This is a genomic window from Streptomyces sp. NPDC025651 (assembly GCF_055558735.1).
Window position 1 is genome coordinate 251,040 of the sequence record NZ_JBVHLZ010000004.1, and the last position, 24,468, is coordinate 275,507.

Annotated in this window: 30 protein-coding genes; 24 read left to right on the forward strand and 6 right to left on the reverse strand. The window is 67.8% G+C overall.

Annotation, left to right across the window (positions count from 1 at the left end; all coding sequences use genetic code 11):
* Positions 1-60: 60 nt before the first annotated feature.
* Positions 61-3,960 (forward strand): DNA-directed RNA polymerase subunit beta', encoded by a 3,900-nt coding sequence (locus ACZ4D5_RS17465; protein WP_467773250.1) that lies wholly within the window; start codon positions 61-63, stop codon positions 3,958-3,960.
* A gap of 71 nt (positions 3,961-4,031) precedes the next feature.
* Here the strand turns inward: ACZ4D5_RS17465 and ACZ4D5_RS17470 are convergent, their stop codons facing one another.
* Positions 4,032-4,874 carry a M48 family metalloprotease gene (locus tag ACZ4D5_RS17470; protein ID WP_467773251.1) on the reverse strand — a complete coding sequence of 281 codons (843 nt, stop codon included), beginning with the start codon at positions 4,872-4,874 and terminating at the stop codon, positions 4,032-4,034.
* On the opposite strand from ACZ4D5_RS17470, the gene ACZ4D5_RS17475 reads away from it, so the two are divergent.
* Positions 4,875-5,060 carry a hypothetical protein gene (locus ACZ4D5_RS17475; protein WP_467773252.1) on the forward strand — a complete coding sequence of 62 codons (186 nt, stop codon included), beginning with the start codon at positions 4,875-4,877 and terminating at the stop codon, positions 5,058-5,060.
* Between the two features lie 213 nt (positions 5,061-5,273).
* Here the strand turns inward: ACZ4D5_RS17475 and ACZ4D5_RS17480 are convergent, their stop codons facing one another.
* From ACZ4D5_RS17480 to ACZ4D5_RS17500, 5 genes are all read right to left on the reverse strand, one after another.
* Positions 5,274-5,795, reverse strand: a complete 522-nt coding sequence (locus tag ACZ4D5_RS17480; RefSeq protein WP_467773253.1) for a Pycsar system effector family protein — start codon at positions 5,793-5,795, stop codon at positions 5,274-5,276.
* Positions 5,792-6,868 (reverse strand): PE-PGRS family protein, encoded by a 1,077-nt coding sequence (locus ACZ4D5_RS17485; protein ID WP_467773254.1) that lies wholly within the window; start codon positions 6,866-6,868, stop codon positions 5,792-5,794. Before ACZ4D5_RS17485 ends, ACZ4D5_RS17480 begins: the two co-directional genes overlap by 4 nt.
* 4 nt (positions 6,869-6,872) lie before the next feature.
* Complete coding sequence (locus ACZ4D5_RS17490) at positions 6,873-9,017, reverse strand: hypothetical protein (RefSeq protein WP_467773255.1); 2,145 nt, start codon at positions 9,015-9,017, stop codon at positions 6,873-6,875.
* A complete protein-coding gene (locus ACZ4D5_RS17495; RefSeq protein WP_467773256.1) occupies positions 9,014-9,880 on the reverse strand; it encodes a hypothetical protein in 867 nt (288 codons plus the stop codon). The genes ACZ4D5_RS17490 and ACZ4D5_RS17495 overlap by 4 nt, the downstream gene beginning before the upstream one ends.
* Positions 9,881-10,031: 151 nt before the next feature.
* Positions 10,032-10,751, reverse strand: coding sequence for a Crp/Fnr family transcriptional regulator (locus ACZ4D5_RS17500; RefSeq protein ID WP_467773257.1), 720 nt, complete (start codon positions 10,749-10,751; stop codon positions 10,032-10,034).
* A 363-nt stretch (positions 10,752-11,114) separates the two neighbouring features.
* On the opposite strand from ACZ4D5_RS17500, the gene rpsL reads away from it, so the two are divergent.
* The 22 genes from rpsL (at position 11,115) to rplR (ending at position 24,463) form a co-directional block, all read left to right on the forward strand.
* Positions 11,115-11,486: a 30S ribosomal protein S12 gene (rpsL, locus tag ACZ4D5_RS17505; RefSeq protein WP_003948652.1), complete on the forward strand. Its 372-nt coding sequence runs from the start codon at positions 11,115-11,117 to the stop codon at positions 11,484-11,486.
* Positions 11,487-11,488: 2 nt separating this feature from the next.
* Positions 11,489-11,959: a 30S ribosomal protein S7 gene (rpsG, locus tag ACZ4D5_RS17510; protein ID WP_003974303.1), complete on the forward strand. Its 471-nt coding sequence runs from the start codon at positions 11,489-11,491 to the stop codon at positions 11,957-11,959.
* A gap of 39 nt (positions 11,960-11,998) precedes the next feature.
* A complete protein-coding gene (fusA, locus tag ACZ4D5_RS17515; protein WP_055698221.1) occupies positions 11,999-14,125 on the forward strand; it encodes an elongation factor G in 2,127 nt (708 codons plus the stop codon).
* Between the two features lie 144 nt (positions 14,126-14,269).
* Complete coding sequence (gene tuf / locus ACZ4D5_RS17520) at positions 14,270-15,463, forward strand: elongation factor Tu (RefSeq protein ID WP_361164964.1); 1,194 nt, start codon at positions 14,270-14,272, stop codon at positions 15,461-15,463.
* A 502-nt stretch (positions 15,464-15,965) separates the two neighbouring features.
* Entirely contained in the window at positions 15,966-16,274 is a 309-nt protein-coding gene (rpsJ, locus tag ACZ4D5_RS17525) for a 30S ribosomal protein S10 (RefSeq protein WP_003948644.1), read from the forward strand.
* A 14-nt stretch (positions 16,275-16,288) separates the two neighbouring features.
* Positions 16,289-16,933: a 50S ribosomal protein L3 gene (gene rplC, locus ACZ4D5_RS17530; RefSeq protein WP_055698223.1), complete on the forward strand. Its 645-nt coding sequence runs from the start codon at positions 16,289-16,291 to the stop codon at positions 16,931-16,933.
* Between the two features lie 8 nt (positions 16,934-16,941).
* Positions 16,942-17,595, forward strand: a complete 654-nt coding sequence (gene rplD, locus ACZ4D5_RS17535; protein WP_150171088.1) for a 50S ribosomal protein L4 — start codon at positions 16,942-16,944, stop codon at positions 17,593-17,595.
* Positions 17,595-18,014: a 50S ribosomal protein L23 gene (gene rplW, locus ACZ4D5_RS17540; protein ID WP_055564827.1), complete on the forward strand. Its 420-nt coding sequence runs from the start codon at positions 17,595-17,597 to the stop codon at positions 18,012-18,014. Before rplD ends, rplW begins: the two co-directional genes overlap by 1 nt.
* A 39-nt stretch (positions 18,015-18,053) precedes the next feature.
* On the forward strand, positions 18,054-18,890 hold the full coding sequence (gene rplB, locus ACZ4D5_RS17545; protein ID WP_467773258.1) for a 50S ribosomal protein L2: 837 nt from the start codon (positions 18,054-18,056) through the stop codon (positions 18,888-18,890).
* Positions 18,891-18,902: 12 nt separating this feature from the next.
* On the forward strand, positions 18,903-19,184 hold the full coding sequence (gene rpsS / locus ACZ4D5_RS17550; RefSeq protein ID WP_030782571.1) for a 30S ribosomal protein S19: 282 nt from the start codon (positions 18,903-18,905) through the stop codon (positions 19,182-19,184).
* Positions 19,185-19,224: 40 nt separating this feature from the next.
* Positions 19,225-19,572 carry a 50S ribosomal protein L22 gene (gene rplV, locus ACZ4D5_RS17555; RefSeq protein ID WP_030208989.1) on the forward strand — a complete coding sequence of 116 codons (348 nt, stop codon included), beginning with the start codon at positions 19,225-19,227 and terminating at the stop codon, positions 19,570-19,572.
* Positions 19,572-20,411 carry a 30S ribosomal protein S3 gene (rpsC, locus tag ACZ4D5_RS17560; protein ID WP_055698226.1) on the forward strand — a complete coding sequence of 280 codons (840 nt, stop codon included), beginning with the start codon at positions 19,572-19,574 and terminating at the stop codon, positions 20,409-20,411. Before rplV ends, rpsC begins: the two co-directional genes overlap by 1 nt.
* A gap of 5 nt (positions 20,412-20,416) precedes the next feature.
* Complete coding sequence (rplP, locus tag ACZ4D5_RS17565; RefSeq protein WP_059424836.1) at positions 20,417-20,836, forward strand: 50S ribosomal protein L16; 420 nt, start codon at positions 20,417-20,419, stop codon at positions 20,834-20,836.
* Positions 20,836-21,060, forward strand: a complete 225-nt coding sequence (rpmC, locus tag ACZ4D5_RS17570) for a 50S ribosomal protein L29 (protein ID WP_006347226.1) — start codon at positions 20,836-20,838, stop codon at positions 21,058-21,060. Before rplP ends, rpmC begins: the two co-directional genes overlap by 1 nt.
* Positions 21,060-21,344: a 30S ribosomal protein S17 gene (gene rpsQ / locus ACZ4D5_RS17575; RefSeq protein ID WP_055564830.1), complete on the forward strand. Its 285-nt coding sequence runs from the start codon at positions 21,060-21,062 to the stop codon at positions 21,342-21,344. The genes rpmC and rpsQ overlap by 1 nt, the downstream gene beginning before the upstream one ends.
* Positions 21,345-21,450: 106 nt before the next feature.
* The gene (gene rplN / locus ACZ4D5_RS17580; protein ID WP_003974257.1) at positions 21,451-21,819 is read left to right on the forward strand and encodes a 50S ribosomal protein L14; all 369 of its coding nucleotides are present in this window, start codon (positions 21,451-21,453) and stop codon (positions 21,817-21,819) included.
* Positions 21,820-21,821: 2 nt separating this feature from the next.
* Positions 21,822-22,145, forward strand: a complete 324-nt coding sequence (gene rplX, locus ACZ4D5_RS17585) for a 50S ribosomal protein L24 (protein ID WP_016645174.1) — start codon at positions 21,822-21,824, stop codon at positions 22,143-22,145.
* Positions 22,145-22,702, forward strand: a complete 558-nt coding sequence (gene rplE / locus ACZ4D5_RS17590; RefSeq protein WP_062775145.1) for a 50S ribosomal protein L5 — start codon at positions 22,145-22,147, stop codon at positions 22,700-22,702. The genes rplX and rplE overlap by 1 nt, the downstream gene beginning before the upstream one ends.
* A 5-nt stretch (positions 22,703-22,707) precedes the next feature.
* A complete protein-coding gene (locus ACZ4D5_RS17595) occupies positions 22,708-22,893 on the forward strand; it encodes a type Z 30S ribosomal protein S14 (RefSeq protein ID WP_003956452.1) in 186 nt (61 codons plus the stop codon).
* A 223-nt stretch (positions 22,894-23,116) separates the two neighbouring features.
* Complete coding sequence (rpsH, locus tag ACZ4D5_RS17600) at positions 23,117-23,515, forward strand: 30S ribosomal protein S8 (protein WP_018528360.1); 399 nt, start codon at positions 23,117-23,119, stop codon at positions 23,513-23,515.
* A 21-nt stretch (positions 23,516-23,536) separates the two neighbouring features.
* Positions 23,537-24,076: a 50S ribosomal protein L6 gene (gene rplF, locus ACZ4D5_RS17605; protein WP_055698229.1), complete on the forward strand. Its 540-nt coding sequence runs from the start codon at positions 23,537-23,539 to the stop codon at positions 24,074-24,076.
* 3 nt (positions 24,077-24,079) lie between these two features.
* Positions 24,080-24,463 carry a 50S ribosomal protein L18 gene (gene rplR, locus ACZ4D5_RS17610; protein ID WP_055553510.1) on the forward strand — a complete coding sequence of 128 codons (384 nt, stop codon included), beginning with the start codon at positions 24,080-24,082 and terminating at the stop codon, positions 24,461-24,463.
* The last annotated feature ends 5 nt before the right edge of the window (positions 24,464-24,468 follow it).

Sequence of the window (24,468 nt, forward strand, 5' to 3'; positions counted from 1 at the left end):
CGCCCCGGACCCGTACAGACCATGATTGAGACACGACCCCGAAAGAGGGATTGACGACAAGTGCTCGACGTCAACTTCTTCGACGAGCTGCGGATCGGCCTTGCCACCGCGGACGACATCCGACAGTGGTCGCACGGCGAGGTCAAGAAGCCGGAGACCATCAACTACCGCACCCTGAAGCCCGAGAAGGACGGACTCTTCTGCGAGAAGATCTTCGGTCCGACCCGGGACTGGGAGTGCTACTGCGGCAAGTACAAGCGTGTCCGCTTCAAGGGCATCATCTGTGAGCGCTGTGGCGTCGAGGTCACGCGCGCCAAGGTGCGCCGCGAGCGGATGGGCCACATTGAGCTGGCCGCGCCCGTCACGCACATCTGGTACTTCAAGGGCGTCCCGTCGCGCCTGGGCTACCTCCTCGACCTCGCCCCGAAGGACCTCGAGAAGGTCATCTACTTCGCGGCGTACATGATCACGTTCGTGGACGAGGAGCGCCGTACGCGCGACCTGCCGTCCCTGGAGGCGCACGTCTCCGTCGAGCGTCAGCAGATCGAGAACCGTCGCGACTCCGACCTGGAGGCCCGCGCCAAGAAGCTCGAGACCGACCTGGCCGAGCTCGAGGCCGAGGGTGCCAAGGCCGATGTGCGCCGCAAGGTGCGCGAGGGCGCCGAGCGCGAGATGAAGCAGCTGCGCGACCGCGCCCAGCGCGAGATCGACCGTCTCGACGAGGTGTGGAACCGCTTCAAGAACCTCAAGGTCCAGGACCTCGAGGGCGACGAGCTGCTCTACCGCGAGCTGCGTGACCGCTTCGGCACGTACTTCGACGGCTCGATGGGTGCCGCGGCGCTGCAGAAGCGCCTGGAGTCCTTCGACCTCGACGAGGAGGCCGAGCGCCTCCGCGAGATCATCCGTACCGGCAAGGGCCAGAAGAAGACCCGTGCGCTCAAGCGCCTCAAGGTCGTCTCCGCGTTCCTGCAGACCAGCAACAGCCCCAAGGGCATGGTTCTGGACTGCGTGCCGGTCATCCCGCCGGACCTGCGTCCGATGGTGCAGCTGGACGGTGGCCGCTTCGCGACCTCCGACCTGAACGACCTGTACCGCCGCGTGATCAACCGCAACAACCGTCTGAAGCGCCTTCTCGACCTCGGTGCGCCCGAGATCATCGTGAACAACGAGAAGCGCATGCTCCAGGAGGCGGTCGACGCCCTCTTCGACAACGGCCGTCGTGGTCGCCCGGTCACGGGCCCCGGCAACCGTCCGCTGAAGTCCCTCAGCGACATGCTGAAGGGTAAGCAGGGTCGATTCCGTCAGAACCTGCTCGGTAAGCGTGTGGACTACTCCGCGCGTTCCGTGATCGTCGTCGGTCCGCAGCTGAAGCTGCACCAGTGCGGTCTGCCCAAGGCCATGGCCCTGGAGCTCTTCAAGCCGTTCGTGATGAAGCGCCTGGTCGACCTGAACCACGCGCAGAACATCAAGAGCGCCAAGCGGATGGTCGAGCGCGGCCGCACGGTCGTGTACGACGTCCTCGAAGAGGTCATCGCCGAGCACCCGGTTCTGCTGAACCGTGCGCCCACGCTGCACCGCCTCGGCATCCAGGCCTTCGAGCCGCAGCTGGTCGAGGGCAAGGCCATCCAGATCCACCCGCTCGTCTGCACCGCGTTCAACGCGGACTTCGACGGTGACCAGATGGCCGTCCACCTGCCGCTCTCCGCGGAGGCGCAGGCCGAGGCCCGCATCCTGATGCTGTCCTCGAACAACATCCTCAAGCCGGCCGACGGCCGTCCGGTCACCATGCCGACCCAGGACATGGTGCTCGGTCTCTTCTTCCTCACCACGGACGAAGAGGAGCGCGAGGTCAAGGGCGAGGGCCGTTCGTTCGGCTCCACGGCCGAGGCGATCATGGCGTTCGACGCCCGTGAGCTCTCGCTGCAGGCGAAGGTCGACATCCGCTTCCCGGTGGGCACCATCCCGCCGCGCGGCTGGACCCCGCCGGCCGTCGAGGAGGGCGAGCAGGAGTACCAGCAGGGCGACAGCTTCCGGCTGCGTACGACCCTGGGCCGCGCGCTCTTCAACGAGCTGCTGCCCGAGGACTACCCGTTCGTCGACTACTCGGTCGGCAAGAAGCAGCTCTCCGAGATCGTCAACGACCTCGCCGAGCGCTACCCCAAGGTCATCGTGGCGGCGACGCTCGACAACCTGAAGGCGGCCGGCTTCTACTGGGCGACCCGTTCCGGTGTCACCGTGGCCATCTCCGACGTCGTGGTCCCCGAGGCCAAGAAGGCGATCGTCGCGGGCTACGAGGCGCAGGACGAGAAGGTCCAGAAGCAGTACGAGCGCGGTCTGATCACCAAGGACGAGCGCACGCAGGAGCTCATCGCGATCTGGACCAAGGCGACCAACGAGGTTGCCGAGGCGATGAACGCGAACTTCCCCAAGACCAACCCCATCTTCATGATGGTTGACTCGGGTGCCCGAGGAAACATGATGCAGATGCGGCAGATCGCCGGTATGCGTGGTCTGGTGTCGAACGCGAAGAACGAGACCATCCCGCGTCCGATCAAGGCGTCCTTCCGTGAGGGCCTGTCCGTGCTGGAGTACTTCATCTCCACGCACGGTGCCCGTAAGGGTCTCGCGGACACCGCCCTTCGTACCGCCGACTCCGGTTACCTCACCCGTCGTCTGGTCGACGTCTCCCAGGACGTCATCATTCGCGAGGAGGACTGCGGCACCGAGCGCGGTCTGAAGCTGAAGATCGCGGTCAAGGGCGAGGACGGTGTGCTCCGCAAGACGGAGAACGTCGAGACCTCGGTCTACGCCCGCATGCTGGCCGAGGACGTCGTCATCGACGGCAAGGTCATCGCGCCGGCCAACGTCGACCTCGGTGACGTGCTCATCGACGCCCTGGTCGCCAACGGCGTCGAGGAGGTCAAGACCCGCTCGGTCCTGACCTGTGAGTCCGCGGTCGGCACCTGTGCCTTCTGCTACGGCCGTTCGCTCGCCACCGGCAAGCTGGTCGACATCGGTGAGGCGGTCGGCATCATCGCCGCCCAGTCCATCGGTGAGCCCGGTACCCAGCTGACGATGCGTACCTTCCACACCGGTGGTGTGGCCGGTGACGACATCACCCAGGGTCTGCCCCGTGTCGTCGAGCTCTTCGAGGCTCGTACGCCGAAGGGTGTCGCCCCGATCTCCGAGGCCGCGGGCCGTGTCCGCATCGAGGAGACCGAGAAGACCAAGAAGATCGTCGTCACCCCGGACGACGGCAGCGACGAGACGGCGTTCCCGATCTCGAAGCGTGCCAAGGTCCTGGTGCGCGAGGGTGACCACGTCGAGGTGGGCCAGAAGCTCACCTTCGGTGCCACCAACCCGCACGACGTGCTGCGGATCCTCGGTCAGCGCGCGGTCCAGGTCCACCTGGTCGGCGAAGTCCAGAAGGTCTACAACTCGCAGGGTGTGTCGATCCACGACAAGCACATCGAGATCATCATCCGGCAGATGCTGCGCCGCGTGACGATCATCGAGTCCGGCGACGCGGAGCTGCTGCCGGGCGAGCTCGTCGAGCGCTCGAAGTTCGAGACCGAGAACCGTCGGGTCGTGACGGAAGGCGGCCACCCGGCCTCCGGTCGTCCGCAGCTGATGGGTATCACCAAGGCCTCGCTGGCGACGGAGTCCTGGCTGTCGGCCGCCTCCTTCCAGGAGACGACCCGAGTCCTGACGGATGCGGCGATCAACGCCAAGTCCGACAGCCTCATCGGCCTCAAGGAGAACGTCATCATCGGTAAGCTCATCCCGGCCGGTACGGGTCTTTCCCGCTACCGCAACATCCGGGTGGAGCCCACCGAGGAGGCCAAGGCCGCGATGTACTCGGCCGTCGGCTACGACGACATCGATTACTCCCCGTTCGGCACGGGCTCCGGCCAGGCCGTTCCGCTGGAGGACTACGACTACGGGCCGTACAACCAGTAAGGCCTGGGTTTGTTGAAGGGCGGTCACCCCGTGTGGGGTGGCCGCCCTTCGGCGTTCTCCGGCGGCGTGGGTCAGGCCCTCGGCCGCAGGTAGGGCTGCAGGTGGTGCAGGCGGGTGTGGTGGTCGGGGTGCGAGGCGAGGAGCCGTGCCAGCGACTCCTGCCGGGGGCGCGCGTTGCTGCCCACCGGGAGCGCCGCGTGCTGGGCGCGTTCCATCTGGTCGAGGACCTCGACGAGCATCGGCGCGAAGCCGAGGGCGGCCGCCTGCTGGTCCGCGCGGAGCTCCGCGCGGCGGCCCATCGCGGCGATGGCGTACGGCATGGCGAGGATCAGCAGCGGAAGGCCGTACAGCGTCTGGATGGTGACGGCGATCAGGCCACCGAAGACCATGACGAGGAGGCCAGCCCCGAAGCAGGCCAGACAGCCGGAGACGCGGCGGATGCCGGCCGCGGCGCCGCGCACCACGCGCCAGGCGAGGCGCCCGGGCAGCGCGTACCAGTAGCCGAGCAGGGACGACCAGGAGTGCCCGCCGATGTGGTGGCCCAGCTCGTGCGCGAGGACGGCGGCGAGCTGGCCCGAGGGCAGACGGTCCACGGCGAAGCGGGTGACGCCGACGATGTGGCCCGCGGCGGCCACCGCGTTCAGGTCGTCGCTGTCCTCGATCCACAGCTGGTACGTACGTCCTTCGACACCCGCGCGTGCGGTGACCTCGTGCCAGACCGGTTCGAGGCGGGCGCGCTCCTCCTGGGTGGGGTAGCGCAGGCGCAGCAGGCGGCGGGCGATGACGCCCTCGGCGGCGCGGTTGAAGACGAGCAGCCCGCTCAGCAGCCAGAGCAGGACGAGGATCACTCCGATCCCGCCGAAGAGGAGCGCGACCATGCCGACGATCACCAGGCTGCAGATGAAGTTCGGCACGTGCAGGAGCAGACCGCCGATGGCGGTGACGTCGGCGCCGCGCTGATGCTCGGCGAGGTGGACACGGCGCTGGCCGAGGTCGATCTCGTGGGGGTGCGGCTCGGGCTGGGGCGGCTGCTGGTGCTGGTGCTGGGGTTGGGGTTGGGGCTGTGTGGTCTGGGGGTACGAGGGGGGCTGCTGGCCTAGGGGGTGAGGGCTCTGGGGGTACGAGGGGGGTGCCTGCGGTATCGGGTACTGCGGCTCCGAGGGAGTCGCCGAGGGGTGCTGTCCGCCGGGGTACCGGGGTTCTTGGGGGTACGAGGGAGCGGCCCCGGTGTCGGGGTACTTCGGGGGGTGGGTCGGGTCCGGCTGGGGCGTCGGCGGTTGTGTCATGGGGATCCTCGGTCGGGTGGGGAGAGGTCAGTCGATGAGCAGCGAGGCTGGGATCAGGGCGGTGCCCGCGCAGAAGGCGACCAGGCCGGCGCGGATCCACTGGTGTTTGCGGGCGGCGATCCGGCTGGTCTCGTCGAGGGCCGTGAGCAGCGCACGGCCCGGGTCGCGCGCGGTCTCGGTCAGCGCGTCCGCGAGCTCTCCCGTACGGGCGGCGAGCCGGATGTCGCCGAAGTACGTGAGGGGCCTGCCCGGCGTCCACGGCGCGCCGCGATAGCGCGGCAGGACGGCCATCAGCAGGGAGAACAGCGCGAGGACCAGGCTGAGCGCGCCGAGCCACCACACGGCCTGGCCCTGCGGACCGAGCCGTGCCGGTGTCCAGTCGCTGCTCGCCAGGCGCCCGCTGAAGACCCCGCCGGTCAGGCCCAGCGCGGCCACCAGGACGGACGCCTTGCTGTCGGCTCTGCCGATCTCCGCGCGGAGGTCGACGAGCAGTCGCTCCCCGACCTCCGTGTGGGTGTGCGCGGGCGACGGGTCGGTGGAGGACGTCACCGGGGCCGGTCCTCGGGGCCCGGCGGCTGTTCGATGTAGCCGCCCTCCGGCGCGGGAGCGGCCGGGGGAGTCGGTGGCGCCGGGGGAGCGGGCGGCTGCTGCGTGGCGCCGGGGAGCCGCTGGTTGAGGATGTCGTTGGCCACCTGCATGGCCAGGCGGCGGGGCTGCTCCTTCTGGTAGTCCTCCAGCTCGTCGCTGTTGAGCAGTTGTTTGGCCAGGTCGGACTGGACCTGGATCATCTGGCGCTGGTCGTTGAGCACGTGTTCGGCGACCAGCTGGGTGTCCTCGGGGTGCTGGGACAGATGCAGGGCCAGGGCCGCGGTGCCGCCCCGCTGCAGGTGGTACTGGTAGAACTCGATCTTCTGGGTCTGGATCTCCTGTGCCTGCTGGGCCCGCAGCAGCTCCAGCTCGTGGTCCTGGTGCTGTGCCCGCATCCGCAGTGCGTGCTGCGGGTCGAGGAGCTCACCGGCGTACCGGATGTCCCGCAGCTGTCTGCGGTGCGCGATCGCCGCCTCGTCGAGCCGCAGCCGCACCGCGCAGCCGACGCGCAGTCCGATGGCGGAGGCGAAGCCGCCGGGTACGGAGTCGACGGCGCGCTGGACCGCGGACTCGGCCGCCGGGCTCTCCTCGATGGAGTGGCGCCGGGTGAGCGGCCGCGCGAGGTGTTCCAGCTCGCCGCGCAGTCTGCCGGGGACGTTGCGCTCGCCGCTCGTCACGTACCGCGTGGGGTCGCCGACCTGCCAGCTGAGGTCGACGCTCGCGGCGAAGGTGAAGGCGTCGTCGTCGCTGGGCAGTTCCAGGTCGAGATGGACGGTGTGCAGTCCCATGTCGACCTCGTACACCGCCGTGTAGCGCTGGGACGCGGCGTCCCCGCGCGTGGGCCGGTGCGGCGGGACGAACGCGTCGTACGTCCCCTTGGCCGTGGCGAAGACCAGGGCGTTGTCGATCCCGGTGGCGGGGCGGCGGGCGAACTCGAAGCGGGAGATCGGCCGCACGGTGAGGACCGGGTCGACCAACTGCGTGTGGCGGTCGGCCTGTTGCTGCCACTCGGGCGGGCGGCGGAAGTCCGCCATGTGCTCAACTCCTCGTTGGATGGGCTGTCAGTACGGTCATCAGGCGTCCGGCGACTTCGGGCGGCGGCCCGCCGCGGCTGCCCGGCACGGTGCGCAGCAGATGGCTGAGCCGGGCCAGGTCCTCGCCGCTGACGACGAGCAGGGGCAGCAGGGTGGCGACGGCGAACTCGGTCTCGGGGCGCCGTTCGGCCTCGTACACCCAGGAGCGCAGGGCGGCGAGGGCAGCCCGCGTGTGGGCGCGGTCGTTCAGCGCGAGGCGCCAGAGCGCAGCCAGGTCGCGGATGCCGTCCGGGTTGCGCACGCCCTCCTCGGCGAACCAGGCGAGCACCCCGTCGTCGTCGGTGTGCGCGCAGGCCGTCACGAAGGCGGAGAGCACGAAGGAGCGCACGGCGGGCGACTCCTGGCGGCCGAGGGCGGCCAGCGAGCCGAGCATCTCGGTGCGGTCGCCCGCGGCGAGGAGCAGCGCGGCCGACTGGGCGAGCTGGCCCTGTTCGTAGTCGCTGCTCGCGTCGGTGCGGGCCCGGCCCGCGAGCGCGTCGAGAGCGGCGGGTGCCTGGTCGGGACTGAGCGGCGCGAGCAGGGCGTAGCCGCGGATCGCGGTCCAGCGGCGGGCGTAGTGCCGGTCGGTGCACCACTGGGTGAGGATTCTCGGGACGGCGCCGACGCCGAGGAGATGCGCCAGCGTCAGCGCGTTGGCGGCGATGAGGCGGGGCGCGAAGGCGCGCGTGGTGGCCCAGCCGTCGATGAGCTGCGCCATCGCGGACGGCAGGTCGGCGGCGGCGAGCATCGCGGTGCAGGCCGCGGCCCGGGTGCGGACGACGGGACGGCGGTCGGCGGCGAGCTGCTTGATCCAGCGGACCAGGGCCGGGCGCGCGGACGGGTGCCCGGTCCACACCTCCTCCAGCAGGACACGGGCGGTGCGCGGATCCTCGTACTCGGCCATCAGCTGGGGGACCGGGCCCCACTCCGTGGCCTCGTTCTCCTCGTATCCGCGGGCGCGTGCCAGGCGCAGGCGCTCGGCGGGGGAGGAGCCGAAGACGGGGATCCGGGCGGGCTCCTCCGGGGCCTCGGTGAGCTGGAGCTCCGCGAAGAGCCGGTCGCCGAGCTCGGCTGCGAGCGCGTACGGTGCCTGGTCGAAGACCGCGAGGGAGACCAGGAACGCCTTGTGCCGCAGGTCGGTCGCGGAGTCGTCGAACCACTGCCGCACCTGCTGCTCGACCGTGGCCCGGCTGAACCCCGCGAGATCGTCCAGGGACGTGGTGCCGCGCCGGAAGTCGGCCAACCGACCGGCGAAGTCGGCCAGTTCCTGCGGCCGGTGGTCGTGGGCGAGGAAGTCGCGCGCCACGTCGAGCCCGGCCACCTCCTCGGCGCCGGCCCCGCCGAGCAGCCGGCTGAGGTGGTTGTGGAGGATGTCGGCGGCCTTCGGCGGCTCCCACCGCTCGGTCGCGACGCCGTGCAGGGCGGCGGACCGTTCGGCCGTCACGACGAGGTAGCCGTCGTGTTCGCGCAGCCGGTCCCGTACGGCGAGTACGTGGTGCTCGCGCAGGGGACGCCCCCGGCTGAGGGCGAGCTCGCACAGGACGTGTCCGTGCGGCCCGGTGATCTGGTCCGCGAGCGCGGCGGGGGAGACGTCGGGGTCCAGGGCCCGCACCGCGCGCACGCCGATCCGGTGCAGCAGCATCAGGGCGGCGGCCCTGCGCCCGGTGGAGTGCGCCCCGGTGAGGATCACCACCCGCTCCCGGGAAAGCCGTTCGAGGGCGGGGCCGAAGGAGTCGCTCTCCGCGAAGACCGTGGCGAGTCCGTCGAGTTCGGCACGCGGGATCTCGCCGGAGGCGTGCCGGGGACCCGCGGGGCCGTGGTGGTGGTGCTCGGTCTTGCCGCCCATGAAGACGTCGCCCGCGACCTGGCCGCCGGACACCCCGTGCTGGCTGCCGCCGACCAGGGAGCCGCCGAACACGGTCGAGGCGCCGAGGATGAACTCCGGTGCGTGCTCGATGAGTTCGCGTCGCGCGGCATGGGCTTCCTGTGGCTCGTCGGGCTGTCCCTGTGGCCCGTTCGCGGAGTCCTGGGGCGGTGGCGCCGCGCCGCTGTCGGCGTCCTGGGCGGCGGGGTGCTCCTGGTCCGCGCGCTGATCGGCGTACGCGGTCACGACTCCTCACCGCGCCGGGTGCCCGTGCCGCCGAGGTGGACGTCGCCGTGCACCGTCCCGCCCGACACCCCGTGCTGGTCGCCGCCGACGAGGGAACCGCCGAAGGTGACCGAGCCGCCGTTGAAGGTGAAGGTGGGGCCGCCCGCAGGTGTGCCGGCCGCAGGCGCGCTGCCCGCAGGTGTGCCGCCCGCCTGCGCGGACGCCTCCCGCCCCGGCGCCGGACGCTCCCCCGAGCCGGCATCCGGCGCCGGGGCTCCCCCCGCCCCCCTCTCACCGTGGTCGTCGGCCCCGGCGGGAACCGGCCCGTGCAGCCACGCCCGCAGCGGCCCGTTCTTGCTGTCCACCGTCACGGCGTGGAACTCGTCGGCCGGTACGCCGGGCCTGTCGTGCCGCACGATCCCCGCGTGGACGCCCTCCGAGACGCAGAGCGCGAAGTCGTTCGTACGTTCCCGCAGCGCTGCCCGCAGTACGTCGCCGTCGAGCAGCCGGCAGGCGTGGTTGAGGTCGGAGCCGACCCACCCGTCGAGGTCGTCGACCGCGACGTATCCGGTGGCGAGCACGGCGCGCAGCCGCATCTGCGCGGAGCTCGACGCCATCCGGTTCACCGCCCGCAGCTGGGCGGGCACCTCGCCGAGCAGGGCGCGCAGCAGGGCGTGCACCGAGGCGTTGGCATCGATCAGCTCCATCACGGAGTCGCCGCGGTCGGCACGGAGCCGCAGGGTTTCGTCGATGCCGGCGCTTTCGAGGGCGCGGTCGGTGATGTCGTACAACATGCGCCGCAGGTACGCCTGTTCGACGTCGTCCCGGTCGCTGTACTTCTCGATGTCGAGCAGCAGGATGGTGCGGCTCACGGGGTCGGTCATGTTCGCCCTTCGCTCGGGGAGTTCGCCGACCTGAAGCGTGCCGACGGCCGACTCCCCGTGGTGAGGGCGGATGACGCACTCGAAGTGTGACCGTGTGCACAGAGTCGCTCCGAGGGAGGGCGCGACTGCCCTCGGTCACCAGGCCCCTCGGTCACCAGGTCCTGGGGCGCTCCGCGCGCGCGATGCGCCGCAGTACGTCCGGCCGCATGATCACGAGAGCGCGCCGCCCGGTGGCCACCGCACCGCGGTCCCGCAAATCCTTGAGCAGCCGCTGGACCATCTCCCGGGACGCTCCGACGGACCCGGCGAGCTCCTGCTTGCTCAGCGGCACGGCGAGCTCGATGCCTCCGTCCGTACGACGCCCGTGCGTGCGCGCGAGATCGAGCAGCAGCGCGGCCAGCCGTTCCTTCACGCTCATGGACGCGAACTCCAGGCGGCGCCGGTCGGCCGCCCTGGTGCGGTCGGAGGTCAGCCCGAGCAGGGCGAACGAGGCGGCGGGGGAGCGGCCGAGGAACTCCGTGAAGCGCTCGTGCTCGACGGCGACCGCGCGCACGGCCTCCAGCGCGGTGACCGTCGCCGAGCGCGGCCGCCCGGTCAGCGCGGCGGACTCACCGATGATGTCGCCGGGGCCGCGCAGGGCGAGCAGCGCCTCGTAGCCGTTGGCGGCCGCCGCCGTCACCTTGGTCCAGCCGTGCAGGATGAGCAGGATGTGCGAGGACGGTTCGTTCTGGTGCAGGAGCTGGATGCGCGGCCCGAAACTCAGTTCGTGGCCGAGCGTGATCAGAGCGGACCGCTCCTCGCTCTCCAGGCGGGCGAGAAAGGGGACGCGGTCGTCCAGACCGTCGTCCCCGGGTAAGTGCGACTCCGTCATGGGCCCCCCGATCGTCCAGCGGAGCGATCAAGCTACTCAAAGTGAGCGGCCCATGAGCACGGAATGGACAGGATCGGGCGTCGGACGGCGTACGGCGATGGGCGAGAAGTCCGGCGTGTCGCGGTGGCCTGCATTTGTTTTGACCGAACCCGATGAGGTAGGTACGCTCAGACCTTGTGCCTGGGGTGTGCCTGGGCTCGCGCGCGTGTCCTCAACCGCATCGTGAGTCCGAGAACGGCCACCGAAATCTGCGCCCCTTCCCGCCTTGCGGCGGGAGTCTGCAGCCTTCGACACACCCGACCGCGTGGGTCGGCAACGTTCCAGGTTAGCTTTACTATTCGGCACACAGAAACCGGAGAAGTAGTGCCTACGATCCAGCAGCTGGTCCGCAAGGGCCGGCAGGACAAGGTCGAGAAGAACAAGACGCCCGCACTCGAGGGTTCGCCCCAGCGCCGTGGCGTCTGCACGCGTGTGTTCACGACCACCCCGAAGAAGCCGAACTCGGCCCTCCGTAAGGTCGCGCGTGTGCGTCTGACCTCCGGGATCGAGGTCACGGCCTACATTCCGGGTGAGGGACACAACCTGCAGGAGCACTCCATCGTGCTCGTGCGTGGTGGCCGTGTGAAGGACCTGCCTGGTGTTCGCTACAAGATCATCCGCGGTTCCCTCGACACCCAGGGTGTCAAGAACCGCAAGCAGGCCCGCAGCCGCTACGGCGCCAAGAAGGAGAAGTAAGAATGCCTCGTAAGGGCCCCGCCCCGAAGCGCCCGGTCATCATCGACCCGGTCTACGGTTCTCCTCTGGTGACCTCCCTCATCAACAAGGTGCTGCTGAACGGCAAGCGCTCCACCGCCGAGCGCATCGTGTACGGCGCCATGGAGGGCCTGCGCGAGAAGACCGGCAACGACCCGGTCATCACGCTGAAGCGCGCGCTTGAGAACATCAAGCCGACCCTCGAGGTCAAGTCCCGCCGCGTCGGTGGTGCGACCTACCAGGTTCCGATCGAGGTCAAGCCCGGTCGTGCCAACACGCTGGCCCTGCGCTGGCTGGTGGGTTACTCCCGCGCCCGTCGCGAGAAGACCATGACCGAGCGTCTGCTCAACGAGCTCCTCGACGCCTCCAACGGCCTCGGTGCCGCTGTGAAGAAGCGCGAGGACACCCACAAGATGGCCGAGTCCAACAAGGCCTTCGCGCACTACCGCTGGTAGTCGCTACCCACATCGAGACCGAGAGAAGACTGAGCCGACATGGCTACCACTTCACTTGACCTGGCCAAGGTGCGCAACATCGGCATCATGGCCCACATCGACGCGGGCAAGACGACGACCACCGAGCGGATCCTGTTCTACACCGGTGTGTCGTACAAGATCGGTGAGGTCCACGACGGCGCCGCCACGATGGACTGGATGGAGCAGGAGCAGGAGCGTGGCATCACGATCACCTCTGCTGCCACCACCTGTCACTGGCCGCTGAACGACGTCGACCACACCATCAACATCATCGACACCCCGGGCCACGTCGACTTCACCGTCGAGGTGGAGCGCTCGCTCCGCGTGCTCGACGGTGCCGTGACGGTGTTCGACGGCGTCGCCGGCGTTGAGCCCCAGTCCGAGACCGTGTGGCGTCAGGCGGACCGCTACGGCGTCCCGCGCATCTGCTTCGTCAACAAGCTCGACCGTACGGGTGCCGAGTTCCACCGCTGCGTCGACATGATCGTCGACCGCCTCGGTGCGACCCCGCTGGTCATGCAGCTGCCCATCGGTGCAGAGGCTGACTTCAAGGGTGTCGTCGACCTCGTCACGATGAAGGCCTTCGTCTGGTCCGCCGAGACCAAGATGGGCGAGGCCTACGACATCGTCGACATCCCCGACACGCACACCGAGGCTGCCGAGGAGTACCGCGGCAAGCTGCTCGAGGCCGTCGCGGAGAACGACGAAGAGATGATGGAGCTGTACCTCGAGGGCCAGGAGCCCTCCGAGGAGCAGCTGTACGCGGCGATCCGTCGCATCACCATCGCCTCCGGCAAGGGCGGCGACACCACCGTCACCCCCGTCTTCTGCGGTACCGCGTTCAAGAACAAGGGCGTCCAGCCCCTGCTCGACGCGGTCGTGCGCTACCTGCCGTCCCCCCTGGACGTCGAGGCCATCGAGGGCCACGACGTGAAGGACCCGGAGACGGTCGTCAAGCGCAAGCCGTCCGACGACGAGCCGCTGTCGGCCCTCGCGTTCAAGATCGCGAGCGACCCGCACCTCGGCAAGCTCACCTTCGTCCGGATCTACTCCGGTCGCCTGGACTCCGGCACCGCGGTGCTGAACTCCGTCAAGGGCAAGAAGGAGCGCATCGGCAAGATCTACCGCATGCACGCGAACAAGCGTGAGGAGATCGAGTCGGTGGGCGCCGGTGACATCGTCGCCGTCATGGGTCTGAAGCAGACCACCACGGGTGAGACGCTCTGTGACGACAAGCAGCCGGTGATCCTGGAGTCCATGGACTTCCCGGCGCCGGTCATCCAGGTCGCCATCGAGCCGAAGTCCAAGGGCGACCAGGAGAAGCTGGGTGTCGCCATCCAGCGCCTCTCGGAGGAGGACCCCTCCTTCCAGGTCCACTCGGACGAGGAGACCGGCCAGACCATCATCGGTGGTATGGGCGAGCTTCACCTCGAGGTGCTCGTCGACCGCATGAAGCGCGAGTTCCGCGTCGAGGCGAACGTCGGCAAGCCGCAGGTGGCGTACCGCGAGACGATCCGCAAGGCCGTCGAGCGCGTCGACTACACCCACAAGAAGCAGACCGGTGGTACCGGTCAGTTCGCGAAGGTGCAGATCGCGATCGAGCCCATCGAGGGCGGCGACGCGTCGTACGAGTTCGTGAACAAGGTCACCGGTGGCCGCATCCCCAAGGAGTACATCCCCTCGGTGGACGCGGGTGCTCAGGAGGCCATGCAGTTCGGCATCCTGGCCGGCTACGAGATGACGGGCGTCCGCGTCACGCTCATCGACGGCGCCTACCACGAGGTCGACTCCTCGGAGCTCGCCTTCAAGATCGCCGGTTCGCAGGCCTTCAAGGAGGCCGCGCGCAAGGCCAGCCCCGTGCTGCTCGAGCCGATGATGGCCGTCGAGGTCACCACGCCCGAGGACTACATGGGCGATGTCATCGGTGACATCAACTCCCGCCGTGGCCAGATCCAGGCCATGGAGGAGCGCAGCGGCGCTCGCGTCGTGAAGGGCCTCGTGCCCCTCTCGGAGATGTTCGGCTACGTCGGAGACCTCCGCAGCAAGACGTCGGGTCGCGCAAGCTACTCAATGCAGTTCGACTCCTACGCCGAGGTTCCGCGGAACGTCGCCGAGGAGATCATCGCGAAGGCCAAGGGCGAGTAACTCACCCGAGTTCACGCTTTAGGCTTGACACCATCCGCCGGGGTTCGACCCCGTAGGGCAAGAACCCCGGCGGCTGGCTTCCCAGCAAAGATCACCTGGCGCCGATGAAGCAAGGCGTACAGAACCACTCCACAGGAGGACCCAGTGGCGAAGGCGAAGTTCGAGCGGACTAAGCCGCACGTCAACATCGGCACCATCGGTCACATTGACCACGGTAAGACGACCCTCACGGCCGCCATTACCAAGGTGCTGCACGACGCGTACCCCGAGCTGAACGAGGCCTCGGCCTTCGACCAGATCGACAAGGCTCCCGAAGAGCGCCAGCGCGGTATCACGATCTCCATCGCGCACGTCGAGTACCAGACGGAGACGCGTCACTACGCCCACGTCGACTGCCCCGGTCACGCGGACTACATCAAGAACATGATCACGGGTGCCGCGCAGATGGACGGCGCCATCCTCGTGGTCGCCGCCACCGACGGCCCGATGCCGCAGACCAAGGAGCACGTGCTCCTGGCCCGCCAGGTCGGCGTTCCGTACATCGTCGTCGCCCTGAACAAGGCCGACATGGTGGACGACGAGGAGATCCTGGAGCTCGTCGAGCTCGAGGTCCGTGAGCTCCTCTCCGAGTACGAGTTCCCGGGCGACGACGTTCCGGTCGTCAAGGTCTCGGCGCTCAAGGCGCTCGAGGGCGACAAGGAGTGGGGTGAGTCCGTCCTCAACCTGATGAAGGCTGTCGACGAGTCCATCCCGGAGCCCGAGCGTGACGTCGACAAGCCGTTCCTGATGCCGATCGAGGACGTCTTCACGATCACCGGTCGTGGCACCGTCGTCACCGGTCGTATCGAGCGCGGCATCCTCAAGGTCAACGAGACCGTCGACATCATCGGCATCAAGACCGAGAAGACCACCACCACGGTCACCGGCATCGAGATGTTCCGCAAGCTGCTCGACGAGGGCCAGGCCGGTGAGAACGTCGGTCTGCTCCTCCGTGGCATCAAGCGCGAGGACGTCGAGCGCGGCCAGGTCATCATCAAGCCCGGTTCGGTCACGCCGCACACCGAGTTCGAGGCCCAGGCCTACATCCTGTCGAAGGACGAGGGTGGCCGTCACACCCCGTTCTTCAACAACTACCGCCCGCAGTTCTACTTCCGCACCACGGACGTGACCGGCGTCGTGACCCTCCCCGAGGGCACCGAGATGGTCATGCCGGGCGACAACACCGAGATGACCGTCGAGCTCATCCAGCCCGTCGCCATGGAAGAGGGCCTGAAGTTCGCCATCCGTGAGGGTGGCCGGACCGTCGGCGCCGGCCAGGTCACCAAGATCAACAAGTAAGTCCGCTTGCTTGAAGATCGGGGAGACCCGGTCGCTCTGAACTGAGCGCAGCGAAGAGCCCCGTTCACCTTCGGGTGGGCGGGGCTCTTTGCGTACGCGATTCAGGTCGTGGCAGCTTGACAGTTCGCCCCGATTGGCCTTCGGCATCCCACGTATGGCACACTGTTCAGGTTGCTCGGTTGAGTGCCGATGCTGTGCGCCTCCCGCCGGGAGGACTGAAAGCGAGTCCCACAGTACTCGTCGCCCCATCTGCCGTAAGGCAGCGCTGTGGCGGACGTACGGGAATCTTTCGGGAAGTGCGGTGCGGTGGCTCGACCAGGCGCCCGGTGGGTTTCTTCCCCCGGACCCGCGGTCATCGAGGGCCGCAGCCCCTAGCAGGGAAATCCTTCGGGAGATCTGTGTGAGCGGGACTGCGACACGCCCGACCGCGTGGGTCGGAGGAAGTAGAAAAAAGGGCCTCCCGGGGGCCAGAGCGTTCGAGACAAAGGACTACTAAGTAGCCATGGCGGGACAGAAGATCCGCATCCGGCTCAAGGCCTACGACCACGAGGTCATCGACTCCTCGGCGAAGAAGATCGTCGAGACGGTGACGCGTACTGGTGCGTCGGTCGCGGGCCCGGTGCCGCTGCCCACTGAGAAGAACGTGTACTGCGTCATCAAGTCGCCGCACAAGTACAAGGACTCGCGCGAGCACTTCGAGATGCGCACGCACAAGCGCCTGATCGACATCCTCGACCCGACGCCCAAGACCGTTGACTCGCTGATGCGCCTGGACCTTCCGGCCGGCGTTGACATCGAGATCAAGCTCTGAAGGGCGCGAGAGAGATGACCAAGCAGATCAAGGGCATCCTGGGCGAGAAGCTCGGCATGACCCAGGTCTGGGACGAGAACAACCGTGTCGTCCCGGTGACCGTGGTCAAGGCCGGACCCTGCGTCGTTACCCAGGTCCGTACGAATGACAGCGACGGCTACGAGTCGGTCCAGATCGCCTTCGGCGAGATCGACCCGCGCAAGGTGAACAAGCCCCTCAAGGGCCACTTCGCCAAGGCCGACGTGACCCCCCGTCGCCACCTCGTCGAGATCCGTACCGCTGACGCCAGCGAGTACACCCTCGGCCAGGAGCTGACTGCCGAGACGTTCGAGGCCGGTATCAAGGTCGACGTCACCGGCAAGAGCAAGGGCAAGGGCTTCGCCGGTGTGATGAAGCGTCACAACTTCCACGGTGGCAAGGCCTCCCACGGTGCCCACCGCGTGCACCGCAAGCCCGGTTCCATCGGTGGCTGTGCCACCCCCGGCCGTGTCTTCAAGGGCATGCGCATGGCGGGCCGCATGGGCAACGAGCGGGTCACCACCCAGAACCTGACCGTCCACGCCGTTGACGCGGAGAAGGGCCTGCTGCTCATCAAGGGCGCGGTTCCTGGTCCGAACGGCGGCCTCGTCCTGGTCCGTACCGCGGCCAAGGGGGCCTGAGGTAACCCATGAGCACCATTGACATCCTTTCGCCGGCAGGCGACAAGACCGGGACGGTCGAGCTCCCCGCGGAGATCTTCGACGTCGAGAAGATCAGCATCCCGCTGATCCACCAGGTCGTCGTCGCGCAGCTGGCCGCGGCCCGTCAGGGCACGCACAAGACCAAGACCCGCGGCGAAGTCCGTGGTGGTGGCAAGAAGCCTTACCGCCAGAAGGGCACCGGCCGCGCGCGCCAGGGTTCGACCCGTGCGCCGCAGTTCGCCGGCGGTGGCGTCGTCCACGGCCCCGTGCCGCGCGACTACTCGCAGCGCACTCCCAAGAAGATGAAGGCTGCCGCTCTGCGTCACGCCCTCACCGACCGGGCGCGCAACTCCCGCATCCACGTCGTCTCCGGCGTGGTCGAGGGCGAGATCTCGACGAAGGCCGCGAAGAGCCTGCTCGGCAAGGTCAGCGAGCGCAAGAACGTGCTCCTGGTCATCGAGCGCTCGGACGAGCTGTCGCTGCTCTCCGCCCGCAACCTGCCCCAGGTCCACATCCTGGAGCCGGGCCAGCTGAACACGTACGACGTGCTCGTCTCGGACGACGTGGTCTTCACCAAGGCCGCGTTCGAGTCCTTCGTGTCCGGCCCGAAGGCCACTGACACCGAAGGGAGCGAAGCCTGATGGCCATTCGTCACCAGAGCATCGCGTCCAAGGCCGCGAAGGCCGCCAAGGCCGCGCGCGTCGCCAAGGCGAAGCGCATCGCGACCGAGGGCAAGATCGCCGTTGAGCCCACCCCGCTGAGCAAGTCCTTCTCGGACCCGCGCGACGTCCTCGTCAAGCCGGTCGTCTCCGAGAAGTCGTACGCGCTGCTCGACGAGGGCAAGTACACGTTCATCGTGGCCCCGGGCGCCAACAAGACCCAGATCAAGCAGGCCGTCGAGGCGGTCTTCTCGGTCAAGGTCACCGGCGTCAACACGATCAACCGTCAGGGCAAGCGGAAGCGTACGCGCACCGGTTTCGGCAAGCGTGCCGACACCAAGCGCGCCATCGTGACCCTTGCTGAGGGCGACCGTATCGACATCTTCGGCCAGGCCTCCTAACGGAGCGCCCTGGTCCGAATATCGGACGAGGACTGAGAAATGGGAATCCGCAAGTACAAGCCGACTACGCCGGGCCGTCGTGGCTCCAGCGTTGCCGACTTCGTCGAGGTAACGCGGTCCACGCCGGAGAAGTCGCTGGTCCGCCCGCTGCACAGCAAGGGCGGCCGTAACAACGCCGGTCGGATCACGGTTCGCCACCAGGGTGGCGGACACAAGCGCGCCTACCGCGTGATCGACTTCCGTCGTCACGACAAGGACGGCGTGCCGGCCAAGGTCGCGCACATCGAGTACGACCCCAACCGCACCGCGCGCATCGCGCTGCTGCACTACGCGGACGGCGAGAAGCGCTACATCCTCGCCCCGCGCGGCGTCGAGCAGGGTCAGCGCATCGAGTCCGGCCCGTCGGCCGACATCAAGCCGGGCAACAACCTGGCTCTGCGCAACATCCCGGTCGGTACCACCATCCACTCGGTGGAGCTCCGCCCGGGCGGCGGCGCCAAGTTCGCCCGCTCCGCGGGTGCCTCGGTGCAGCTGCTGGCCCGTGAGGGTCAGATGGCCCACCTGCGCATGCCGTCCGGCGAGATCCGTCTCGTCGACGTGCGCTGCCGCGCCACCATCGGCGAGGTCGGCAACGCCGAGCAGTCGAACATCAACTGGGGCAAGGCCGGCCGCATGCGCTGGAAGGGCGTCCGCCCGACCGTGCGTGGTGTCGTCATGAACCCGGTCGACCACCCGCACGGTGGTGGTGAAGGCAAGACCTCCGGTGGTCGCCACCCGGTCTCGCCGTGGGGCAAGAAGGAGGGTCGTACTCGTGATCGCAACAAGGCGAGCAACAAGTACATCGTCCGCCGCCGCAAGTCGAACAAGAAGCGCTAGGAGCGGGTTTAGATGCCGCGCAGTCTCAAGAAGGGGCCCTTCGTCGACGACCACCTCGTGAAGAAGGTGGACGCCCAGAACGAAGCAGGCACCAAGAACGTCATCAAGACCTGGTCCCGGCGCTCGATGATCATCCCCAGCATGCTGGGTCACACGATCGCGGTGCACAACGGCAAGACCCACATCCCGGTGTTCGTCACCGAGTCGATGGTCGGCCACAAGCTCGGCGAGTTCTCGCCGACTCGCACCTTCCGCGGCCACGTCAAGGACGACCGGAAGTCGAAGCGCCGCTAAGCGGGGTGGAACGACTATGACTAACACCGAAGGGACAACCATGGAAGCCAGGGCCCAGGCGCGGTACATCCGCGTCACGCCCATGAAGGCCCGCCGCGTGGTGGACCTCATCCGTGGCATGGATGCCACGGAGGCTCAGGCGGTCCTGCGTTTCGCCCCGCAGGCCGCGAGCGTGCCGGTCGGCAAGGTGCTGGACAGCGCCATTGCCAACGCCGCGCACAACTACGACCACTCCGACGCCTCGTCGCTGTACATCAGCGAGGCGTACGTGGATGAGGGCCCGACCCTGAAGCGGTTCCGTCCGCGTGCCCAGGGCCGTGCCTACCGGATCCGTAAGCGGACCAGCCACATCACCGTGGTCGTCAGCAGCAAGGAAGGAACCCGGTAATGGGCCAGAAGGTAAACCCGCACGGGTTCCGGCTCGGTGTCACGACCGACTTCAAGTCGCGTTGGTACGCCGACAAGCTGTACAAGGACTACGTCAAGGAAGACGTCGCCATCCGTCGGATGATGACGTCCGGCATGGAGCGCGCCGGCATCTCGAAGGTGGAGATCGAGCGCACCCGTGACCGCGTGCGTGTGGACATCCACACCGCTCGTCCCGGCATCGTCATCGGCCGCCGTGGCGCCGAGGCCGACCGCATCCGCGGTGACCTCGAGAAGCTCACGGGCAAGCAGGTCCAGCTGAACATCCTCGAGGTCAAGAACCCCGAGGTCGACGCTCAGCTGGTGGCCCAGGCCGTCGCGGAGCAGCTGTCCTCCCGCGTCTCCTTCCGTCGTGCCATGCGCAAGAGCATGCAGTCGGCGATGAAGGCGGGCGCCAAGGGCATCAAGATCCAGTGCGGTGGCCGTCTCGGCGGCGCCGAGATGTCCCGCTCGGAGTTCTACCGCGAGGGCCGTGTGCCCCTGCACACGCTCCGCGCGAACGTGGACTACGGCTTCTTCGAGGCCAAGACGACCTTCGGCCGCATCGGCGTGAAGGTCTGGATCTACAAGGGCGACGTCAAGAACATCGCCGAGGTCCGCGCCGAGAACGCCGCTGCCCGCGCCGGCAACCGCCCGGCCCGTGGTGGCAACGACCGCCCGGCCCGTGGTGGCCGCGGTGGCGAGCGTGGCGGCCGCGGTCGCAAGCCGCAGCAGCAGTCCGCGCCGGCTGCCGAGGCCCCCAAGGCCGACGCTCCCGCCGCTGCCGCTCCGGCTGCTGAGAGCACCGGAACGGAGGCCTGACCGAAATGCTGATCCCCCGTAGGGTCAAGCACCGCAAGCAGCACCACCCGAAGCGCAGCGGTATGTCCAAGGGTGGCACGCAGGTTGCGTTCGGCGAGTACGGCATCCAGGCGCTGACCCCGGCGTACGTGACGAACCGTCAGATCGAGGCCGCTCGTATCGCCATGACGCGTCACATCAAGCGTGGCGGCAAGGTCTGGATCAACATCTACCCGGACCGCCCCCTCACCAAGAAGCCTGCCGAGACCCGCATGGGTTCCGGTAAGGGTTCGCCGGAGTGGTGGGTCGCCAACGTCAAGCCCGGACGCGTGATGTTCGAGCTGTCGTACCCCAACGAGAAGATCGCGCGTGAGGCGCTGACTCGTGCAGCGCACAAGCTGCCGATGAAGTGCAAGATCGTTAAGCGCGAGGCAGGTGAAGCGTGATGTCGGCGGGAACCAAGGCGTCCGAGCTGCGCGAACTGGGCAACGAGGAGCTTGTCAACAAGCTTCGCGAGGCCAAGGAAGAGCTGTTCAACCTCCGCTTCCAGGCGGCGACCGGTCAGCTCGAGAACCACGGTCGGCTCAAGGCCGTCCGTAAGGACATCGCGCGGATCTACACCCTGATGCGTGAGCGCGAGCTGGGCATCGAGACGGTGGAGAGCGCCTGATGAGCGAGAGCAACGTGACTGAGACGAAGACCGACCGCGGCTTCCGCAAGACCCGTGAGGGCCTGGTCGTCAGCGACAAGATGGACAAGACCGTCGTCGTCGCTGTCGAGGACCGCGTCAAGCACGCGCTGTACGGCAAGGTCATCCGCCGTACGAACAAGCTCAAGGCGCACGACGAGCAGAACGCTGCCGGCGTCGGCGACCGCGTCCTCCTGATGGAGACGCGCCCGCTGTCGGCGACCAAGCGCTGGCGCATCGTCGAGATCCTCGAGAAGGCCAAGTAATTCTCTGAGGGGTATCCCTCAGAGTTCGTTCCGCCAGGCTCGGCAGGGGCCCATCTCGTAAGAGAGAAGCCCCTGCCGGGAACCGGCAGACAAACAGGAGATAGACGTGATCCAGCAGGAGTCGCGACTTCGCGTCGCCGACAACACGGGTGCGAAGGAAATCCTCACCATCCGTGTTCTCGGTGGCTCGGGTCGCCGCTACGCGGGCATCGGTGACGTCATCGTCGCCACCGTCAAGGACGCGATCCCCGGTGGCAACGTGAAGAAGGGTGACGTCGTCAAGGCGGTCATCGTTCGCACCGTCAAGGAGCGCCGCCGTCCGGACGGCTCGTACATCCGCTTCGACGAGAACGCCGCCGTCATTCTGAAGAACGACGGCGACCCTCGCGGCACCCGTATCTTCGGCCCCGTCGGCCGTGAGCTGCGCGAGAAGAAGTTCATGAAGATCATCTCGCTCGCGCCGGAGGTGCTGTAAGCATGAAGATCAAGAAGGGCGACCTGGTCCAGGTCATCACCGGTAAGGACAAGGGCAAGCAGGGCAAGGTCATTGCCGCTTACCCGCGCGACGAGCGCGTCCTGGTCGAGGGTGTCAACCGGGTCAAGAAGCACACGAAGGCCGGCCCGACCGCCAGCGGCTCGCAGGCCGGCGGCATCGTGACCACCGAGGCCCCCGTCCACGTCTCCAACGTCCAGCTGGTCGTGGAGAAGGACGGCAACAAGGTCGTCACGCGCGTCGGTTACCGCTTCGACGACGAGGGCAACAAGATCCGCGTTGCCAAGCGGACGGGTGAGGACATCTGATGACGACCACCACCACTCCGCGTCTCAAGACGAAGTACCGCGAGGAGATCGCGGGCAAGCTGCGTGAGGAGTTCTCGTACGAGAACGTCATGCAGATCCCCGGCCTGGTCAAGATCGTGGTCAACATGGGTGTCGGCGACGCCGCCCGTGACTCGAAGCTGATCGACGGCGCCATCCGCGACCTGACCACGATCACCGGTCAGAAGCCGGCCGTGACGAAGGCCCGGAAGTCCATCGCGCAGTTCAAGCTGCGCGAGGGTCAGCCGATCGGCTGCCACGTCACGCTCCGTGGCGACCGCATGTGGGAGTTCCTGGACCGCACCCTGTCGCTCGCGCTGCCGCGCATCCGCGACTTCCGTGGTCTGTCCCCCAAGCAGTTCGACGGCCGTGGCAACTACACCTTCGGTCTCACCGAGCAGGTCATGTTCCACGAGATCGACCAGGACAAGATCGACCGCGTCCGGGGTATGGACATCACCGTGGTCACCACGGCGACCAACGACGCTGAGGGCCGTGCGCTCCTTCGTCACCTCGGCTTCCCGTTCAAGGAGGCGTAAGCGAGATGGCGAAGAAGGCTCTGATTGCCAAGGCTGCTCGTAAGCCCAAGTTCGGTGTGCGTGCGTACACCCGCTGCCAGCGCTGCGGCCGCCCGCACTCCGTGTACCGCAAGTTCGGCCTGTGCCGCGTGTGCCTTCGTGAGATGGCTCACCGTGGCGAGCTGCCGGGCGTGACCAAGAGCTCCTGGTAATTCCCTTCTGTCCTGAGGACTTGAGGGATTACCGGAGGCTCTCGGTAAGCAATGGGTCGGTAGGGGCCCGGCCGCACATGGCTTAGGCTTGTGTGGTTGGGCGCCCGCCGCCCCGTACGACTTACTACGCCGTAGGTCCCCGCGCCGCACCCGTCCCGCCTCTGAGTGGGGAGAGGGATGGCGCAGATAGGAAACCCCGGCGAGAGAGGCCGAAGGCCAATTCATGACCATGACTGATCCGATCGCGGACATGCTGACTCGTCTGCGTAACGCGAACTCGGCGTACCACGACACCGTGGCGATGCCGCACAGCAAGATCAAGTCGCACATCGCGGAGATCCTCCAGCAGGAGGGCTTCATCACGGGCTGGAAGGTCGAGGACGCCGAGGTCGGCAAGAACCTCGTTCTCGAGCTGAAGTTCGGCCCGAACCGTGAGCGCTCCATCGCGGGCATCAAGCGGATCTCCAAGCCCGGTCTCCGGGTTTACGCGAAGTCCACCAACCTGCCGAAGGTCCTCGGCGGCCTCGGCGTGGCGATCATCTCCACGTCGCACGGTCTCCTGACCGGCCAGCAGGCAGGCAAGAAGGGCGTAGGTGGGGAAGTCCTCGCCTACGTCTGGTAGTCGGGAACGGAGGAATAGCTAATGTCGCGTATTGGCAAGCTCCCCATCACGGTTCCCGCCGGCGTGGACGTCACCATCGACGGCCGTACGGTCGCGGTGAAGGGCCCCAAGGGTTCCCTCACGCACACCGTCGTCGCGCCGATCGAGATCGCTAAGGGTGAGGACGGCGTCCTGAACGTCACCCGCCCGAACGACGAGCGTCAGAACAAGGCCCTGCACGGCCTGTCCCGCACGCTGGTGGCGAACATGATCACCGGCGTGACCCAGGGTTACGTGAAGAAGCTCGAAATCAGCGGTGTCGGTTACCGCGTCCTCGCGAAGGGCTCCAACCTGGAGTTCTCGCTGGGCTACAGCCACCCGATCCTGGTCGAGGCCCCCGAGGGCATCACCTTCAAGGTGGAGTCCGCGACCCGTTTCTCGGTCGAGGGCATCGACAAGCAGAAGGTCGGCGAGGTTGCGGCCAACATCCGCAAGCTGCGCAAGCCCGACCCGTACAAGGCCAAGGGCGTCAAGTACGAAGGCGAAGTCATCCGCCGCAAGGTCGGAAAGGCGGGTAAGTAAGCCATGGCATACGGTGTCAAGATTGCTAAGGGCGACGCTTACAAGCGTGCTGCCATCAAGCGTCGTCACATCCGCATCCGTAAGCACATCTCGGGTACGGCTGAGCGTCCGCGCCTGGTCGTGACGCGCTCCAACCGCCACATCGTGGCCCAGGTCATCGACGACATCAAGGGTCACACCCTGGCGTCGGCCTCGACCCTGGACACCACGATCCGCGGCGCCGAGGGCGACAAGTCCGCGCAGGCCAAGTCGGTCGGCGCCCTGGTCGCCGAGCGCGCCAAGGCCGCCGGTGTCGAGGCTGTCGTGTTCGACCGTGGTGGTAACCAGTACGCCGGGCGCATCGCCGCCCTGGCGGACGCCGCCCGCGAAGCCGGACTCAAGTTCTGAGTCGG

Bases quoted from the DNA above. Each gene is read 5' to 3' on its own strand.
- ACZ4D5_RS17485 (WP_467773254.1), bottom strand. From the start codon at position 6,868: ATGGCGGACTTCCGCCGCCCGCCCGAGTGGCAGCAACAGGCCGACCGC.
- ACZ4D5_RS17495 (WP_467773256.1), bottom strand. From the start codon at position 9,880: ATGACCGACCCCGTGAGCCGCACCATCCTGCTGCTCGACATCGAGAAG.
- ACZ4D5_RS17500 (WP_467773257.1), bottom strand. From the start codon at position 10,751: ATGACGGAGTCGCACTTACCCGGGGACGACGGTCTGGACGACCGCGTC.
- rpsG (WP_003974303.1), top strand. From the start codon at position 11,489: ATGCCTCGTAAGGGCCCCGCCCCGAAGCGCCCGGTCATCATCGACCCG.
- fusA (WP_055698221.1), top strand. From the start codon at position 11,999: ATGGCTACCACTTCACTTGACCTGGCCAAGGTGCGCAACATCGGCATC.
- rpsJ (WP_003948644.1), top strand. From the start codon at position 15,966: ATGGCGGGACAGAAGATCCGCATCCGGCTCAAGGCCTACGACCACGAG.
- rplC (WP_055698223.1), top strand. From the start codon at position 16,289: ATGACCAAGCAGATCAAGGGCATCCTGGGCGAGAAGCTCGGCATGACC.
- rplD (WP_150171088.1), top strand. From the start codon at position 16,942: ATGAGCACCATTGACATCCTTTCGCCGGCAGGCGACAAGACCGGGACG.
- rplW (WP_055564827.1), top strand. From the start codon at position 17,595: ATGGCCATTCGTCACCAGAGCATCGCGTCCAAGGCCGCGAAGGCCGCC.
- rplB (WP_467773258.1), top strand. From the start codon at position 18,054: ATGGGAATCCGCAAGTACAAGCCGACTACGCCGGGCCGTCGTGGCTCC.
- rpsS (WP_030782571.1), top strand. From the start codon at position 18,903: ATGCCGCGCAGTCTCAAGAAGGGGCCCTTCGTCGACGACCACCTCGTG.
- rplV (WP_030208989.1), top strand. From the start codon at position 19,225: ATGGAAGCCAGGGCCCAGGCGCGGTACATCCGCGTCACGCCCATGAAG.
- rpsC (WP_055698226.1), top strand. From the start codon at position 19,572: ATGGGCCAGAAGGTAAACCCGCACGGGTTCCGGCTCGGTGTCACGACC.
- rplP (WP_059424836.1), top strand. From the start codon at position 20,417: ATGCTGATCCCCCGTAGGGTCAAGCACCGCAAGCAGCACCACCCGAAG.
- rpmC (WP_006347226.1), top strand. From the start codon at position 20,836: ATGTCGGCGGGAACCAAGGCGTCCGAGCTGCGCGAACTGGGCAACGAG.
- rpsQ (WP_055564830.1), top strand. From the start codon at position 21,060: ATGAGCGAGAGCAACGTGACTGAGACGAAGACCGACCGCGGCTTCCGC.
- rplX (WP_016645174.1), top strand. From the start codon at position 21,822: ATGAAGATCAAGAAGGGCGACCTGGTCCAGGTCATCACCGGTAAGGAC.
- rplE (WP_062775145.1), top strand. From the start codon at position 22,145: ATGACGACCACCACCACTCCGCGTCTCAAGACGAAGTACCGCGAGGAG.
- ACZ4D5_RS17595 (WP_003956452.1), top strand. From the start codon at position 22,708: ATGGCGAAGAAGGCTCTGATTGCCAAGGCTGCTCGTAAGCCCAAGTTC.
- rpsH (WP_018528360.1), top strand. From the start codon at position 23,117: ATGACCATGACTGATCCGATCGCGGACATGCTGACTCGTCTGCGTAAC.
- rplF (WP_055698229.1), top strand. From the start codon at position 23,537: ATGTCGCGTATTGGCAAGCTCCCCATCACGGTTCCCGCCGGCGTGGAC.
- rplR (WP_055553510.1), top strand. From the start codon at position 24,080: ATGGCATACGGTGTCAAGATTGCTAAGGGCGACGCTTACAAGCGTGCT.